General features: G+C 66.1%; 13 protein-coding genes and 1 tRNA gene. 9 read left to right on the top strand and 5 right to left on the bottom strand.

Annotated elements, in window-relative coordinates; translation table 11 throughout:
• Positions 1-43: 43 nt before the first annotated feature.
• Entirely contained in the window at positions 44-1702 is a 1659-nt protein-coding gene (gene argS, locus HPY32_RS00905; RefSeq protein WP_067582100.1) for an arginine--tRNA ligase, read from the bottom strand.
• Positions 1703-1828: 126 nt separating this feature from the next.
• Between argS and HPY32_RS00900 the strand changes: the two genes are divergently transcribed.
• The 3 genes from HPY32_RS00900 (at position 1829) to HPY32_RS00890 (ending at position 3630) form a co-directional block, all read left to right on the top strand.
• Positions 1829-2791, top strand: coding sequence for a thioredoxin-like domain-containing protein (locus HPY32_RS00900; protein WP_067582097.1), 963 nt, complete (start codon positions 1829-1831; stop codon positions 2789-2791).
• Complete coding sequence (locus tag HPY32_RS00895; protein ID WP_067582094.1) at positions 2788-3465, top strand: DUF305 domain-containing protein; 678 nt, start codon at positions 2788-2790, stop codon at positions 3463-3465. Before HPY32_RS00900 ends, HPY32_RS00895 begins: the two co-directional genes overlap by 4 nt.
• Before the next feature lie 92 nt (positions 3466-3557).
• A tRNA-Arg gene (locus tag HPY32_RS00890) sits at positions 3558-3630 on the top strand.
• Between the two features lie 158 nt (positions 3631-3788).
• Here the strand turns inward: HPY32_RS00890 and HPY32_RS00885 are convergent.
• The 4 genes from HPY32_RS00885 to HPY32_RS00870 are packed head-to-tail and all read right to left on the bottom strand — an operon-like array spanning position 3789 to position 8016.
• A complete protein-coding gene (locus tag HPY32_RS00885; protein ID WP_067582092.1) occupies positions 3789-4916 on the bottom strand; it encodes a sulfite oxidase in 1128 nt (375 codons plus the stop codon).
• On the bottom strand, positions 4916-6307 hold the full coding sequence (locus HPY32_RS00880; protein ID WP_067582089.1) for a rhodanese-like domain-containing protein: 1392 nt from the start codon (positions 6305-6307) through the stop codon (positions 4916-4918). The genes HPY32_RS00885 and HPY32_RS00880 overlap by 1 nt, the downstream gene beginning before the upstream one ends.
• Positions 6308-6338: 31 nt before the next feature.
• Positions 6339-7202: a sulfite exporter TauE/SafE family protein gene (locus HPY32_RS00875; protein WP_067582085.1), complete on the bottom strand. Its 864-nt coding sequence runs from the start codon at positions 7200-7202 to the stop codon at positions 6339-6341.
• 7 nt (positions 7203-7209) lie between these two features.
• Positions 7210-8016, bottom strand: coding sequence for a GntR family transcriptional regulator (locus tag HPY32_RS00870; RefSeq protein ID WP_067582083.1), 807 nt, complete (start codon positions 8014-8016; stop codon positions 7210-7212).
• Positions 8017-8066: 50 nt separating this feature from the next.
• Between HPY32_RS00870 and HPY32_RS00865 the strand changes: the two genes are divergently transcribed.
• The 6 genes from HPY32_RS00865 (at position 8067) to HPY32_RS00840 (ending at position 15696) form a co-directional block, all read left to right on the top strand.
• On the top strand, positions 8067-9329 hold the full coding sequence (locus HPY32_RS00865) for an NAD(P)/FAD-dependent oxidoreductase (protein ID WP_082870889.1): 1263 nt from the start codon (positions 8067-8069) through the stop codon (positions 9327-9329).
• A 317-nt stretch (positions 9330-9646) separates the two neighbouring features.
• The gene (locus HPY32_RS00860) at positions 9647-10660 is read left to right on the top strand and encodes an ADP-ribosyltransferase (RefSeq protein ID WP_156674143.1); all 1014 of its coding nucleotides are present in this window, start codon (positions 9647-9649) and stop codon (positions 10658-10660) included.
• 22 nt (positions 10661-10682) lie between these two features.
• On the top strand, positions 10683-11183 hold the full coding sequence (locus HPY32_RS00855) for a hypothetical protein (protein WP_156674142.1): 501 nt from the start codon (positions 10683-10685) through the stop codon (positions 11181-11183).
• A gap of 146 nt (positions 11184-11329) precedes the next feature.
• Positions 11330-12355 (top strand): AurF N-oxygenase family protein, encoded by a 1026-nt coding sequence (locus HPY32_RS00850; RefSeq protein ID WP_067582074.1) that lies wholly within the window; start codon positions 11330-11332, stop codon positions 12353-12355.
• A gap of 21 nt (positions 12356-12376) precedes the next feature.
• Complete coding sequence (locus HPY32_RS00845) at positions 12377-12790, top strand: MmpS family transport accessory protein (protein WP_067582071.1); 414 nt, start codon at positions 12377-12379, stop codon at positions 12788-12790.
• Positions 12787-15696, top strand: coding sequence for an MMPL/RND family transporter (locus tag HPY32_RS00840; protein WP_082870888.1), 2910 nt, complete (start codon positions 12787-12789; stop codon positions 15694-15696). Before HPY32_RS00845 ends, HPY32_RS00840 begins: the two co-directional genes overlap by 4 nt.
• Positions 15697-16231: the final 535 nt, after the last annotated feature.

Here is a 16231-nt window from a genome sequence, read left to right as displayed (position 1 = left end):
ACAAGGCGCTGTGTTCATGGTTCTCTCGCTGCGCTCGTTCACGCTACATTCTCTCCGGTGCGCTGACGCCGAGCAGGCCGAGGCCGTTGGCGAGGACCTGACGGGTGGCGTTGACCAGTTCGAGCCGCGCGGCGTTGACCGGGGCGACCGGGTCGTCGCCCTGCGGCAGGATGCGCAGCGCCTTGTTGGTCTGGAAACGGTGGTAGGCGCCGGCGAGTTCCTCCAGGTAGCGGGCGACGCGGTGCGGCTCGCGCAGGGCCGCGGCGCCGGCCACCACCGACGGGTACTCGCCGAGAGTGCGGATCAGCTCGCCCTCCTCGTCGGCGACCAGCAGCGCGAGATCCGGTGCGACGGCGGCGAATCCGAGATCGGCGGCATTGCGGCCGACCGCGCAGGTGCGGGCGTGCGCGTATTGCACGTAGTAGACCGGATTCTCGCTGCTCTGCTTGGTCCACAGGTCCAGGTCGATGTCGATGCCGGAGTTCACCGAGCTGCGCACCAGCACGTACCGGGCGGCGTCCACGCCGATCGCCTCGACCAGGTCGTCGAGCGTGACGACGGTGCCCGCGCGCTTGCTCATGCGCACGGCCACACCGTCTTTCACCAGATTCACCATCTGGCCGATGAGCACCTCGACGGTGTTCGGGTCGTCGCCGAACGCGGCCGCCGCGGCCTTCAGCCGGCCGATGTAGCCGTGGTGGTCGGCGCCGAGCATGTAGATGCACAGATCGAAGCCGCGCGAGCGCTTGTTCTGGAAGTAGGCGATGTCACCGGCGATGTAGGCGGCCTTGCCGTCGCTCTTGATGACCACCCGGTCCTGATCGTCGCCGTACTCGGTGCTCGCGATCCACCAGGCGCCGTCCTTCTCGTACAGATCGCCGGACGCCTTCAGCGTCTCGACGGCCTTCTCGACCGCGCCGGAGGCGAACAGCGAACTCTCGTTGAAGTAGACGTCGAAGTCGGTGCCGAACTCGTGCAGGGTCTGCTTGATGTGCGCGAACATCAGCTCGACGCCCTCGCGGCGGAACAGCTCGTGCCGCTCGGCCGCGGGCAGCGTCGGCGCCTGCGGGTGCGCGGCCACCACCGTGCCGGCGATCTCGCCGATATAGGCTCCGGCATAACCCTTCTCGGGCGTGGGGGCGCCGGTGGCGGCGGCGATCAGCGACTCGGCGAAGCGGTCGATCTGGGCGCCGTGGTCGTTGAAGTAGTACTCGCGCGTGACATCGGCGCCCTGGGCGGCCAGGATCCGGCCCAGCGCGTCGCCGACCGACGCCCAGCGGGTGCCGCCGAGATGGATCGGGCCGGTCGGATTCGCGGAGACGAACTCGAGGTTGATGCGGGTGCCCGCGAGCGCCGACCCGGTGCCGTAGGCGGGCCCAGCGGACCGGATCTGCTCCAGGATCGCGCCCTGCGCGGCCGCGGCGAGCCGAATGTTCAGAAAGCCCGGACCGGCGACCTCGGCGACATCGATGGCGTCGGTGGCCGACAGCGCCTCGGCCAGCAGCCCGGCCAACTCGCGCGGATTCATTCCGGCCTTCTTGGCCACCTGCATAGCCACATTCGTGGCATAGTCACCGTGTTCCGGGTTGCGGGGACGCTCCACCTTGACCTCGTCGGGCAGGACGGCCGGGTCCGATCCACGTTCGACAAGCACCTTCGCCGCGGTAGCACGAAGGAGATCTGCAAGGTCAGCTGGAGTCACGAGTCTCTATCCTATGGTCCGACGTGGTGTACGCGAGCAGCGGGCACCTTCGGGGCAACGGCCGGCAAACCGGACGGGGAAACACCATCGTGCCGCATCGCGGCGTCGAAGAGAGCTGGAGTATCGATGCCCAACACCAGTGCCGACGGGAATTCGGCCCGGCAGGACAGGGCGGCCAGATCGGCCAAGGCCATTCGCGCCGCCGCGAAATCCTCCAAATCCACGGCCGTTCGCAACGCTCCCGGCGGCGGGAAAATGCCCGGCGGCCGGCGGATTCCGTGGCTGACGGTCGGTGCGGCGGTGGTCATCGTCGTCCTGATCGGAGCGCTCGCCGCCTATCTGGTGCCCAAGTACGAGGACAAGGCCGACGTCGAGAAGTTCACCCCGACGGCGGCGAAGAAGGACCCCTCGTCGCAGATCCCCGGCGTGATCACGAAGGAGTACCAGGCCGGTCTGCACGTCGGCCCGACGCAGCGGGTGGCCTACGACATGAGCCCGCCGATGGGCGGACCGCACGACGCCTCCTGGGCGACCTGCACCGGCGTCGTGTACGCCAAGGCCATCCGGACCGAGAATGCGGTGCATTCGCTGGAGCACGGTGCGATCTGGATCGCCTACAACCCGGACCGGATCGACGGCGCGGCGCTGGACACGCTGAAGCAGAAGGTGCAGGGCAAGCCCGCCATGCTCCTGTCGCCGTACCCGGGCCTGGACACCCCGATCTCGGTGCAGGCGTGGGGACATCAGCTGAAGCTGGCCAGCGCCGACGACAAGCGCATCAACGAGTTCATCAGCGCGCTGCGGCTCAACCAGTACACCTACCCGGAGGTCGGCGCGGACTGCGCGAACCCGACCTTCGACACCGCCAACCCGCCGCCGTTCGACCCCGCTCCCCCGGGCCCGGACGCGGTGCCGATGGACGGCAAGGGCCTGCGCCCCGATGTGTCGGAGATGAGCGGCGGCGGCATTCCGGGCCTGCCCGGCGGCGGTATGCCCGGCCTGCCCGGCGGCATTCCCGGACTGCCCGGCGTACCCGGCGCGCCCGATGCTCCCGGCGCGCCCGGTGGGCCGCAGGGCGGCGGGCAGTGACAGAGACCGCCGATCCCGGCCTCGACGAGCACCCGGCACCGGTGCGGCGGCAGCGCACGGCCCTGCTGATCCTGGCCGTGATCGGCCTGCTGGCGACCGGCTTCGCGCTCGGCCTGATCGCACGGAACCCGTTGCAGGACAAGACCGATGCCGCCCCCAACGCGGTGGACACCGGCTTCTGCCAGGACATGTCGGTGCATCACGCGCAGGCGGTGCAGATGGCCGGGCTGGAACTGTCCGGCGGCAGCGATCCGGAGGTGAAGCGGCTGGCCTACGACATCCTCACCACCCAGCAGAACCAGGCCGGGCGGATGCAGGGCTGGCTGCAGCTGTGGAGCAAGCCCACGATGAACCCGGACGGCTACATGGGCTGGATGACCGAACCGGCCGCCGGTCACGACCACGGCATGTCCCATCCCGTGTCCGGCCCGATGCAAACCATGCCCGGCATGGCCACCCCGGACGAGATGGAACGCCTGCGCCGCGCCACCGGCCCCGCCCAGGACACCCTGTTCCTCCAACTCATGCTGCGCCACCACCGAGGCGGCCTCCCCATGGTCGACTACGCCACCACCCACGCCGACACCGACGCGGTCCGCACCCTGGCCGACAGCATGGGCAAGACCCAACAGGGCGAGATACAACTGATGACCCAGATGCTAACCACCCGCTAGACCCCACTTTTTGGCGCACGCCGTCCGATGCGATACGCTTTCCCAGCCCGATCGGACGGCGTACCAACCGGCGCCGAACGGGTCCAATCCCCGCCCTCGTAGCTCAGGGGATAGAGCGTCTGCCTCCGGAGCAGAAGGCCGCAGGTTCGAATCCTGCCGAGGGCACATACCGGAACTTTCCATCTCCCATTGCCGCACTCCCGCAGGATCATTCCGGGAGCCGACCACCCCATTTCGATCTCTGTGAGTTTTCTCACCGTGTCGCGGAGCTCTCTCACCACCCACGCCGTCGCCAAAGAAGTCCTCATGCTGGCGGACAACCATCACGTGCCCGTGCCCCGTGTTCGATCGTGTGGCTTGTGGGTGGGCGATGGGTGGGCGACGTGTATGGGGTGGGCGAGGACTGAGCTGTGGAGGTAGCCCAGTTCGTTCCATGGGGTGGAATCGGGCTGGGTGTTGCCCTGGTCGTCGCGGGCGCGGACGCGGAGGGTGTGGTGGCCGGGGTGCGGGTTCCAGGGGAACTGCCAGCGTACCCAGGCGCCTGTCATGATCGGTGGAGTGATCTGTGCGTCCTGCCAGGGGTCGTCGTCGATTCGGTATTGGACTGCGGTGACCAGGTTTTCGCCTGCGAAGGCTCGTCCGCGGATCATCTGCGGTTCGGGTCTCAGGTGTGCGGGCCAGGGTAGTTCGACGAGACTGGTCACGGTGAGGGCGGTGATCACCGCACCGCGCGCGGGCAGGCGTCTCGGGAAGTCGGGGCCGATCAGCACGTAATCGTCGGTGTTCCAGGGCACGTGAATGGCGCTGTCGGAGACTTCGATTCGGCCCAGCCATTTGATGCTGGCCGCGCCGAGCCAGCCGGATACCACCATGCGGGCGGGGAATCCGTGGTCGGGTGGGAGCACCTCGCCGTTCATGGTCAGGGCGACGAGGGTGTCGTCGGCGCATGCCTTGGCCAGCGGCATCGGGCGGCGGGCCCGGATCTCGTCGAGCCCTTCGGGCATGACTTCGCAGGCGTCGGGGGTGATTCCGGCCGGTTCGAGAAGGTCGCGCAGGCGGACACCGGTCCATTCGGCGGTGCTGATCGCGCCGCGGCCCCATCCGGTGCCCCGGAACGGTTTCCCGACCTCCGCGCCGAACAGAGTGCGGCGGTTGCCCGCACACTCGATCGTTCGGACCACCGAGGTCAGTGGAAAACAGTTCCACAGCTCGTCGTAGGTGTAGGCGATCGGTTCGCGCACTCCTTTGCCGTCGATGCACAGCGCCCAGGTGGCCGCGTCTATCTGCGGAGTGGCCGCGTGGCTGCGGACGAAGAAGCGATCGGTCGGGGTCAGATAGCCGGGGACGCGGTCCGGGCGGGTTCCGTAGTCCAGGCCGGTGCCGGCGTCCTCCATCAGCTCGGGCGGTGTGGGCTTGACGAGTTTGCGGGCAGGGTCGGAAACGGTGGTCATCACAGGGCCTTTCGATGGAGCCGGGACCAGGCGAGATAGCCGCCCTCCAGGTCGGTGATGCTCCGATGTTCGTGTGCGCGTAGCAGACTGGCGGCGACGCTCGAGCGCCATCCGCTCTGGCAATGGACGACAACCGGTGTGCGATCGGGTACCTCGCGGTGGCGTCCGGCCAGTTCCGGGAGCGGGATGTGCAGGGAGCCCTCGATGAAGCCCGATTCCCGTTCGCCGCCGTTGCGGACGTCGAGGACGGTGACCGCATCCCGGTCGAGCAGGTCGGCAAGTTCGGTGACGGTGATTCGATCGGTGTGTTCGACGAGGTCGGCCAGCGACTCCGGGAAGGTGGAGCCGGTATCGGGCCGGGCATTGAGATACCCGGCGACATTGTCGTATCCGATACGGCCGAGGCGCAGGACGGCTTGCTGCTCATCGCCGGGTGCGGTGATGACGAGAATCGAGTCGTCGGCATTCGCGACCATTCCACATGTCTCGGCGAATCGCCCGGCGAGTCCGACATTGACCGATCCCGTCAGGTGAGCGGCGGCGAACTCCTCGGGGGATCGGGTGTCGATCAGGACCGTGCCGGGGTCGGTCATCCGAGCCCGAATGTCGTTGCCGCACAGCTCGGGAACGGTCCGCGCGCTGTCGAGGACGGGGTGGATTCGGCGGTTGAGGTCGGCGACGCTGTGGAAGTAGCCGGGGATCGCCGGTTGCCCGGAGGTGATGAGGGCGACGAACTCGTCCTCGGTCATCGGCTGTACGGACGGGTTGGTGCGGCGTTGTTCGCCGATGGTCGACACCAGATCGGTCGAGAGGTTCTTGCCGCACGAGGAACCGGCGCCGTGCGCGGGCATCACCGCGACCTCGTCGGGCAGCCGCAACAGGACCCGGTGGATCGAGTTGTACATCGCCCGAGCGAGATCGGTACTGGTGGCGTTGCTCAGATTCGCGAGATCCGGGCGGCCCACGTCGCCGATGAACAGGGAGTCGCCGGTCAAGACGGCGGCCGGGATCTGCGAGATACCGTCGCGGACCAGCAGGCTGATCGACTCCCAGGTGTGGCCGGGCGTGGCGAGGATTTCGATGTCGACCCGGCCGAGGGAAAGGTGTTCGCCGTGGGAGAGGCGGCGGATCGGGTAGTCGGTCTCGGCCGCCGCACCGAAGCCGATCCACGCTCCGGTGGCGGCGACGAGTTCGAGGTGGCCGGACAGGAAATCCGCGTGGAAGTGGGTGTTGATCACGCCCTCGATCCGCAGGCCGTGCCGGGCGGCCGTGTCGAGGTATTCGTCGATATCGCGGCGCGGGTCGACGATGATCGCGCGCCGGGACTGTTCATCGGCGATCAGGTAGGAGGCGTGGGACAGACACGACAGGTAGAACTGCTTCAGGATCACGCGAGAACTCCGTTCTGTGGGAATCGTTGCGTCAGAGCAGTAGCCCGCTGCTGCGGACGCCGACGCAGACGGCGATGACGAGCAGCATCGTGGCGAAACCACGGGTGAGGGTTTGCTCGGAGATACGCAGCGCCAGGTGTTTTCCGGCGACGGATCCGAGGATCGCGGCAATGGTGACCGGCAGCACCAGCGACCAGTCGATCGCCTCGTGACCGGCACGGGCCAGCAGGGCCGTCGCCGAGTTCAGTGCGATGACCAGCAGCGACGTTCCCACGGCCACCGGCATCGGATAGCCCATCACGATCACCAGGACCGGGACGATGACGAAACCGCCGCCGACACCGAAGAATCCGGTCAACAGCCCGATGAGCAGACCCGCGAGCACCACCTCGAGCGCGGCCCGCGCGGCGGGCCTACCGGGAGAATCGCCTGCGACAGTGCCGGATTCTTCCGCGACAGTGCCGGATTCGGCGTCGTAGGTGGCAGATCCGCTGCGCGCGGCCACGGCTATCCGCGACCGCGGGCTCGCCCGCCTGGCCGGTGTCGATCGCTTCAGCATCGAGAACGCCACCAACACCATCAGGACCGAGAACCCCGCCAGCGTGGTATCCGCGGGCACCAGTCGGCCCAGTGCGGCCCCGCCCCACGCCGCGATCCCTCCCATCGCGCCGAGCGCTACGCCCACACCCCATTTCACGTGACCGGTGCGCGCATACGCGATCGCGGTGACGCCCGCGGAGATGCCGACGATCACCAGGCTCTGGGTGATCGCCGTCGAGAACGGCTGATCGAGCAGATACACCAGCACGGGCGTGGTGATGATCGAACCGCCGCCCCCGAGCGCGCCGAGGCACACTCCGATGCCCGCGCCGAGGACGACTGCCGCAATGATCATGAATCTCCTAGGCCGAATACGAAAAGTCCCTGGGCGCAGCAAGATTGACGCTGTACCCCGACCGCGCCGAGAAGTCGGCGACAACGCTGAAACGGTCCCCGCGGATCAGCGACGTGCGCCATTCGACGGGGGTGCCGTCGGCCGTGCCCATCCGTTCGACCTTCATGGCGGCCGTCTCGGGACCGATGTCGAGCAGCCGTTGTTGCGCGGGGGTGGGGACCACCGCTCGGATCTGCTCCTGCCCGCCGGTCAGCCGGACACCGCAGCGGGCGGCGAGCTCGTCGTAGAGGGAGGTGTGCGAGAAATCCGCGTCGAGCAGGGGACGGGCGAGAGCGGCCGGAAGCCAGGCGCAATCGATCGCCAGCGGCTGTTCGTCGGCCAGGCGCAGCCGCTCCAGGTAGATCAGCGGCGTCGATTCCTCGAGGCCGAGGCGGACCGCCGCGTAGGCGTCGTGGCGGGCATCGAGTCGGCGCACGATGCTGCGCTGACGCAGATCGGCTGCCTCGACGGAAGCGAACAGGCTGTAGAGGGCGCCGAGGGGCTGGGTGATCTCGCCCGGCGCAGCGAGTTTGGCGGGGCGGCCGCGGGTCGCGGTGACCATGCCCTCCTCGCGCAGCGCACGCAGGGCCTCGCGGACGGTGTGGCGGCTGACGCCGTATTCGTCTCGTAGTTCCAGCTCACCGGGGAATTGCTCGGTGAACTCGCCCTCCCGCAGTCGACGACGCAGATCGGCCTGCAGTTGCCGCCACAGCGGTAGGCCCGCCTCCCGGAGCAGCGGACGGGCGGGGGTCTTGTCCGAGTTCGTAAGGGGCACTGGCTCTCCGGCGGTTGTCGACGACTTCGCGATCAGATTAATGTACGGACATGACGATCCGCAATGTCCGTACATTTTTGTCCGGCAGGCTCGAGGGGAGGCGGCGGGAGCAGCTCTCGCTCGCCGGACATCACGAAATCGTCGTCGTGGGAGGTGGTAGCGCCGGTATCAGCGTCGCGTCTCGCCTGCGGCGGCGAGGCCGGGAGGTCTGTGTCATCGACCCCGCGGTCACGCACTACTACCAGCCGCTGTGGACTCTCGTCGGCGGCGGATGCGCCTCGATGGCCGACAGCGGTCGGCCGCAGGCGTCGGTGATGCCGAAGGGAGCGACCTGGATCAGGCGGGCCGCCCGCGACATCGATCCCGCCCGCAGGCGGGTGACGCTCGAGGACGGCACGGCGATCGACTACGAACGCCTCGTCGTCTGCCCGGGAGTCCAGACCGACTGGGACGCGATCCCCGGAGTCCGCCCCGCCCTCGCAACGCCCTTCGCGGCGAGCAACTATGCCCGCGATCTCGCACCCAAGACCTGGGAGCTGATTCGCAATATGCGGTCGGGCACTGCGATTTTCACCATGCCGACCGGGCCGATCAAATGCGGCGGCGCCCCGCAGAAGATCGCCTACCTCGCCTGCGATCATTGGCGTCGGCACGGCGTGCTGAAAGACATCCGAGTGGTGCTGGTCATGCCGACACCGGCCATGTTCGGCATCGAGGTCTTCGCCCGGGAGCTCGAGCGCGTTGCCGCCGGTTACGGCATCGAGGTGCGGCTCGACAGCGAACTCACCGAGGTCGATCCCATCGGCAGACAGGTCGTGATCGCGAACAACGCCACCGGGACCACCGACTCGATCACCTACGACATGCTGCACGTGGTCGCGCCGCAGTCGGCCCCGGATTGGATCAAAGCCTCCCCGATCGCCGACCCGCACAGCAGCGCAGGCTGGGTCGACATCGACAGACACACGTTGCGGCACAACCGCTTTCCCGACATCTTCGCCCTCGGTGACGTCGGCTCCACCCCGAACGCGAAAACCGGTGCCGCCGTGCGTAAACAGGCCCCCGTCGTGGTCGACAACCTGCTCGCCACCCTGGCGGCACGCCCGCCGACCGCCCGCTACAACGGCTACGGATCCTGCCCGCTGACCACATCACGCAGGACGGTGCTACTCGCGGAATTCGACTACACCGGCCACCACACATCATCCTTCCCGATCATCGACACCACCAGGCCGCGACGAGACATGTGGTACCTGAAACGGTACGGACTCCCGTTCTTCTACTGGCACATGATGCTCACCGGCCGCGCATAACCGTCACGGTCTCGATATTCCCCGCGATGCGCTCCCCCACCACTCCAATCGGCTCGTCTACTAGGTAGGTACGTAGACAGTAACAAGAAGGCGAGGGCACGCCAAATCCGTTACAGTACAGAACAATTCGGACATTTCGGATTGCGTTCAGTCCCGCAGGGACTCCGCCATGCCCCTCTTTGACAGGTCGCCCGTCTCAATCTACTATTCCGCTACGTAGATGGATCAGTGCGGTCCGATCAATGCCGCCTCATCGGGGGATCCGTCGGGCCCGTTGCTCGAGGGAAAATGTCACGTCGAACAGACAGGGATGATTGGTGAACCTTCGCTCGTCGACCGCGACCGCGATTCTGGCGGCCGGAATTCTGATTGCGGGCTCCGAAACATGTAACGCCGCTCCGCCGCAGCCACCGGCCGAGCAGGCCGATAAAAGCGACTCCGCACCACTCGACGAGGGCGCGGACGGCGACAATCTCGACGAAGCACTGAACACATTGAATCTCGAAATGGGCGCGGGACAGGCCGCGGCACTGCCCGGCGCGGTGATCGGAGCCGCAATCGGATGCGCGGCAGGCGCGGCAACCGGCAGCGCCGTAGCCGACGCAACATCGTCGGGCGTCATGACTCCCGAAGACGACACCGTCGGCTGCCTCGCCCTCGGCGCCACGGGCGCGGCAATTGGCGACGCGGTCGCCGGTGGGGCCGTGGCGACGGCCGCAATAGGCCATTTCCTGACAACGATCCTGAACCGACATCCGACCGCAGGCCCGGCCCCGGAACATCCCGAACCGCACAGCAACCACCATGGCGGTTCCGCCGAACAGCACGGAAACGGACATAGCGAAGCCCACCGCACAGGCCGACTGACCCAGGACGAGGCCGCGGCGGTACGCAGTTACACCGGCAGCGGCTCTGAGGACCTCAACAACGCCCTGCGGGCAGGACGCGGCACGCGCGAGCAGCACGAACGTATCAAAAAATTGATCGGGGCCTTGAAGAAATTACCCGTACATCGAGGCGAGGTATTCCGCGGCGCGGACCTTCCCGCCGATGTGCTAAAACAGTACAAACCGGGAAATACGATCACCGAGAAGGCTTTCACCAGCACCTCGGCAACCGAGGCAGGTGTCAATTCCGGCACGGTCAGATTCCACATCATGTCCGAGACTGGCAGAGACGTAAGCAAGCACTCTGGATTTCCCTGGGAGCAAGAGGTGGTGTTTCTGCCCGGCACTCGATTCCGTGTGACCGGCACGCACAAGCAGTACATCCCAAGGACCGACGGAAGCAATATCGAAATCAACCACATCGAGATGACCGAAGTACGCTGATATGACCAGTACTCCTTGGCCGATGGGCGATCTCAGCCCTGGCCTGTACACCCTGACCTCCCCCGGCGGCACCAGTTTGGCCGTGGTGACCGACGACGGCCGCCTCCTCGTTCAGTTGGACGACTTCTACACATCGACCCCGAGCGACAAGTGGGAGGACATGACCCGGATCTACCGAAAAGGTCCCCCGTGGTCCCTCGCCAAGCACACGCGACCGCTACCGGACCGCATGCGTGAGGCTGCGGAAACTCTCGGTGATGCAGAGACTTTCGGCCGCCAGCACCTCGATGCGGGACCGGACGAACTCAGACTGTGGACGACGCACGATCTCAGACGACTCGCCACCGAGTTCGAGAGCCTGGACCGAGACCGGCAGTTCGCCTCGAAAGCCATCATCGATCTGCTTGAAGACATTCTCGAACAGCACGAAGACGGCCCGCCCGCACGGCAGCAGGCAGAGCATGTCGCCGAAGTCCTGATGGAACACCCTGCCCTGTCGATCCGCCCGATACCACCGTTCTGATCCGTCCCCTCGTAGATACCAAGAGCGCGAGCGTATCGATTTTAATGTTACCACTTGTCACATGTAACTGTATGTGACATGGTGTACCACTAAACGGCGCGGACGCGGTCGTGCGAGAGCGCCACCCATCGGACAAAGGAGTTGCGATGACGATCTCGACCGGACCTGTCCGTCGTGTCGGTCAGGGGCGCGACGAGCAGTCGTATGCCGAACTGCTGCAGACTCTTTCGGAGGGGTCGGTGCATCGGCGGTTCGATCCGTTTCTCGATATCGACTGGGACGCACCGGAGTTCGCCATCGATGTCGACGACGATCACTGGATTCTGCCCGAGGTCGATCCGATCGGGGGGAGCGCGTGGTACCGGGGGTTGCCGCGGGAGCGGCGGATCGAGATCGGGCTGTGGCGGCAGGCCAATATCGCCAAGGTCGGTGTGCAGTTCGAGAATCTGCTGATCCGCGGGCTGATGCAGTACACATTCTCGCTGCCGAACGGGTCGCCGGAGTTCCGGTACAGCACCCACGAGGCGGCCGAGGAGTGTAATCACAACCAGATGTTCCAGGAGCTGATCAATCGGATCGGCGTCGATGTGCCCGGTATGCCGCGGGTCATGCGGCTGCTCGCCCCGTTCATTCCGTTGGTGCCCATCGTGTTTCCGACCTGGTTCTTCACGATGGTGCTCGCGGGGGAGGAGCCGATCGACCATACGCAGAAGACCATCCTGCGCGCTGGTGAGGCGGTGCATCCGGCGGTGCGTCGGGTCATGCAGATCCATATCGCCGAGGAAGCGCGCCATATCTCCTTCGCGCACCGCTACATCGAGGAGAACACCGGCGGGCTGACGCCGATCGGCCGGGTGACATTGTCGCTGCTGGTTCCGATCACCATGCGGGTCGCGTGTGAGCTGATCGCGGTGCCGCCGCGGCGGTTCCGCACCCAGTTCCGCATCCCGCGCGCTGTGTTCCGCGACATCTACTGGCGCAGCCCCCGGTCGCGGCAGGCGCTGCGGGACGCGTTCGCCGATGTTCGCATGCTTGCGGAGAACAGCGGGCTGATGAACCCGGCCGCGCGGGTGGTCTGGAAGCTGTGCCGCATCGACGGGCGACCGGCCCGCTACCGCAGCGAACCGGTTACCGCCGATCTCCGCGGACCGGTCCGCGCGGATCTCCTGTAGGGCGCGCGGGAGGAGATCGGTATGCGGCGGGCGTGGGTGTACGTCGTCGTGGTCGTGACGCTCGGCGCGGCCGGGGGCTTCATTGCGCATTTGCGGCTCAGTGAAATTCCGGACCTGGCGATCGGGCATTCGAATCCACCTCCTTCGCTGGGTAGGCCCGTCGACAAGGTGATCGACTATCAGGTCGACGGCCCGGCGAACGCGTCGGCGAGCCTGTCGTTTCTGGATCAGAACGGCGCGGTGCAGACCGTGCAGGCCACGCTGCCGTGGCGCACCTCGCTGCACACCCACAAGTTGACCTTGTCGACGGGTTTGATCGCGCAATCGACCGCCGATCGGGTCTCCTGCCGGATCGTCATCAATGGGGAAGTTCGGGATACGCAGTCGTCGGACGAGCCGTCCGCGGCGGTGAATTGCAAGGTGCTCGTGTCATGAACAGGCCGTCGATTCTCCCGGAGTGGGCCTCGCTGCGCGATCGCGGCGGTGACCTTATTTCCCGGGTGCGGGACGAGTTCCGGGTGCCCTTCGATATCAGGCACTGGGCGCGTACTCCCGGGCGGCCGTTGTATGCGCGGTTGCTGTATCTCTTCGCGGTGCCCGTCATCGGGGTCTGGTTGATAGCCGCGGGCGGGTTGAACCTGTTCGTTCCCCAGTTCGAGAAGGTGATCGAAGGGCATGCCCGGTCGTTTCTGCCGGACCAGGCGTCCTCGGTGCAGGCGATCGCGAAGATGGGCAACTACTTCGGCGGGGCCGGGACCAATAACTTCACCTATGTTCTGCTCGAGGGCGATAAGCCGCTCGGGGATGCGGCGCACCGGTACTACCAGGATCTGCTGCACCGATTGGATCAGGACAGCAAACACGTCAGCTCGTCGATGGACCTGTGGTCCAATCCCATCTTCGCGCCCGCGAACGAGAGCTCCGACGGAAAAGCCGCATTCGTGCTGCTCAATCTGACCGGGAATATGGGCACCGCCCTGGCGATGGAATCCACGCAGGCGGTCCGTGACATCATCGCCGGATTCCCGCCGCCATCGGGGATCAAGGTCTACCTGACCGGACCGTCGGCGGTGGTGAACGACGAACTGGTGTCGATCAATAATTCGATTCTTCTGCTCGTCGTGGTGTCGGCTCTGCTCGTCTTCGGCGTGCTGATCTGGGTGTATCGCTCACCGGTCACGGTGGCGATGCCGCTGCTGATAGCGGGCATGGGGCTCGCCGTCGCACGGCCGATCGTGGCATTTCTCGGCGAGCATCACATCATTGGCGTCTCGATTTTCGCCTCGGCGTTGCTCGCGGTGATCGTGCTCGGCGCGGCCATCGATTACGGCGTGTTTCTGCTGGGTAGATATCAGGAGGCGCGCCGCGCGGGTGAGGACCCGACCACCGCCTATTACACGGCATTGACCGGGGTGCAGCACATCATTATCGCGTCCGGTTTGACGGTCGCCGGAGCAACCGCCTGCATGGCATTCACCCGGCTTGCGATATTCAGCACCTCCGGCCTGCCGTGCACGGTGGCCGTGATCGTGACCCTCGCCGCCGCGCTGACACTCGGGCCCGCCTTTCTCGCGGTCGGTAGCCGCCTCGGCTTCCTCGAACCCCGTGAGCAGCGGTCACTGCGGCGCTGGCGGCGGATCGCCGTCTGCGTGGTGCGCTGGCCGGGACCGGTCCTGGCGGCCGCCCTGTCCGTGCTCATCCTGTCGATTCTCGTCTTGCCGACCTTCCGGCCCAGCTTCAACGAGCGGATCGCGCAGCCGAGCAATTCGCCCGCGAATCTGGGGTTCGCGGCGGCCGATCGCCATCTGCCGCCGAATATCATGGCACCCAGCCTGCTGCTGATCGAAGCCGATCATGACATGCGCAATCCCGCCGACGCGATCGCCCTGGCGAAACTCACCAACGCGGTGCTGTCCATTCCTGGAATCAGCAATGTGCAAGGCATCACCCGACCGCTCGCGGCCCCGCTGGAACAGGGCACGCTGGCCAATCAAGCCGGATACGTCGGGGGACGTCTCACCCAACTGGCGAACCTGCTCTCCCAGCGGCTCGACGATCTCAATTCGCTGTCCGGAAGCATCGGGCAGCTCGAGCAGGTCGCCGACGGTCTGGAGAAAGCCCTCGACACCGGTGGAGCGGGCATCGGCCGAGCCGCAGGGCAAGCGGAGAACTTGCGAACCGCGCTGGGCGGCGTGACAGCGAAGCTGCATTCGCTGCGGGATACGGCCGAGCCGGTCAAACAATTCGTGGGAACCGTTCCGAACTGCGGAAATATCGATCCCTGCCGAGCCGCGGTCACGGGATTCTCACTCTTCGACGACCTCGACCAATTCGACGGCATCGCGGACGGCCTGACCGACAGCGTGAAGTCCCTCGCCGGGACCTTTCCGCAGCTCACCGATCAGCTCAGCACCCTGCGCGGCTTCATCACCCAGATCAAGGCAATCCTCACGCCGCTGCAGAGCGTCTTGAAACTCCTCACACCGCAGGTATCGGAAATCACGCAATTCGCCGACGATCTCCGGCAGGGCTTCTCCATGGGTGACCCGAACGCCTACTTCTTCCTCCCGAGCCAAGCCTTCGACAACGACCTGTTCAAACAGGCCATGCCCTACTTCTTCTCACCCGACGGCAAGGTCACCCGCATGGTCGTCACACCACAGGGCGAGGGCTTCAGCCACGAGGCCATGAATATCAGCGAGAAGGTCATTCCCACCGCGATGCAGGCCGTCAAGGGCACATCCCTCGCGAGCAGTACCGTCACCATCGGAGGGCCGGGCGGCACCCTGCTGAATATTCAGGCATTCGCGCACGAGGACTTCATCACCAGCATCGTTGCCGCGTTCGCCTTCGTTTTCTGTATTATCCTGCTCGTGCTGCGGAGTCTGGTTTCGGCGATCGCGGTGATCGGGACCGTCGCACTGTCCTACGTGTCCGCTCTAGGGCTCAGTGTATTCATCTGGCAGCACATCGTAGGAAATCCGCTGCACTGGTCGGTCGCGCCGGTGTCATTCATATTCTTGGTCGCGGTAGGGGCGGACTATAATTTGCTACTCGTCGCCCGTTTCAAGGAAGAGATCAAAGCCGGAATAAATACCGGAATCATACGATCCATGGCCAATACCGGCGGCGTGGTGACCACGGCGGGCCTCGTCTTCGGGCTCACCATGTTCGCGACCCTGGTCAGCTACGCGCACAACATCGCACAGATCGGCACCACCGTCGGCCTCGGCCTGTTCCTGGACACCCTCATCGTCCGCTCCTTCGTCATCCCCGCCATCGCCGCACTCACCGGACGCTGGTTCTGGTGGCCACTTCCGGTCCGCCGCCCAGTCGAGTAGGTAGTCGCCGCCGCCGAACCATCGGTCGGCGACGATGCCGTCGCGATGCAGGTCGGCGACGGCGGCGCCGGAATAGCCGAGGGCGGTGAGGACTTCGTCGATGTACTGGCCGGGATGCGGTGCCGGAGCGAGTTCTCGGCATGGTGCGACATCGCTGCGCACCCAGGAGGCGACCGGGTCGAATTCGGTGGACGGGATGCGGATCGTCCCGCTGGATCGCACGGCATGATGTGGATCCCGTGGACCGAGTCGGTCTACGCCGGGGTCGCGATCGGCGGCGGGCTCGGCGGGCTCACCAACCAGATCGGGTTCGGGGTCGGGGCATCGCATCAGCACACTATTACTGACCCACTCGCTGCTCGGAACACACTCAATGGCCGCATTCCGGTCGTTCCGAAGGCCACAGTCGTTGGGCGACAGACGATCTTGCGGACTGCTCGCTAAGGAGCCGATTTCGGGGCCACCGACGCTCTGGGCTCGTATCGCCGAGTCTGCGTTCGTAGTCGGAAATGTAGATGCGTCCACTCCTTCGGCC

It is taken from the genome of Nocardia terpenica, from assembly GCF_013186535.1.
GTDB classification, from domain to species: domain Bacteria; phylum Actinomycetota; class Actinomycetes; order Mycobacteriales; family Mycobacteriaceae; genus Nocardia; species Nocardia terpenica.
This window is presented reverse-complemented; position numbering and strand designations above follow the sequence as displayed.

Bases quoted from the DNA above. Each gene is read 5' to 3' on its own strand.
- HPY32_RS00875 (WP_067582085.1), bottom strand. From the start codon at position 7,202: ATGATCATTGCGGCAGTCGTCCTCGGCGCGGGCATCGGAGTGTGCCTC.
- HPY32_RS00840 (WP_082870888.1), top strand. From the start codon at position 12,787: ATGAACAGGCCGTCGATTCTCCCGGAGTGGGCCTCGCTGCGCGATCGC.
- HPY32_RS00865 (WP_082870889.1), top strand. From the start codon at position 8,067: ATGACGATCCGCAATGTCCGTACATTTTTGTCCGGCAGGCTCGAGGGG.
- HPY32_RS00900 (WP_067582097.1), top strand. From the start codon at position 1,829: ATGCCCAACACCAGTGCCGACGGGAATTCGGCCCGGCAGGACAGGGCG.
- HPY32_RS00850 (WP_067582074.1), top strand. From the start codon at position 11,330: ATGACGATCTCGACCGGACCTGTCCGTCGTGTCGGTCAGGGGCGCGAC.
- HPY32_RS00855 (WP_156674142.1), top strand. From the start codon at position 10,683: ATGGGCGATCTCAGCCCTGGCCTGTACACCCTGACCTCCCCCGGCGGC.
- HPY32_RS00885 (WP_067582092.1), bottom strand. From the start codon at position 4,916: ATGACCACCGTTTCCGACCCTGCCCGCAAACTCGTCAAGCCCACACCG.
- HPY32_RS00845 (WP_067582071.1), top strand. From the start codon at position 12,377: ATGCGGCGGGCGTGGGTGTACGTCGTCGTGGTCGTGACGCTCGGCGCG.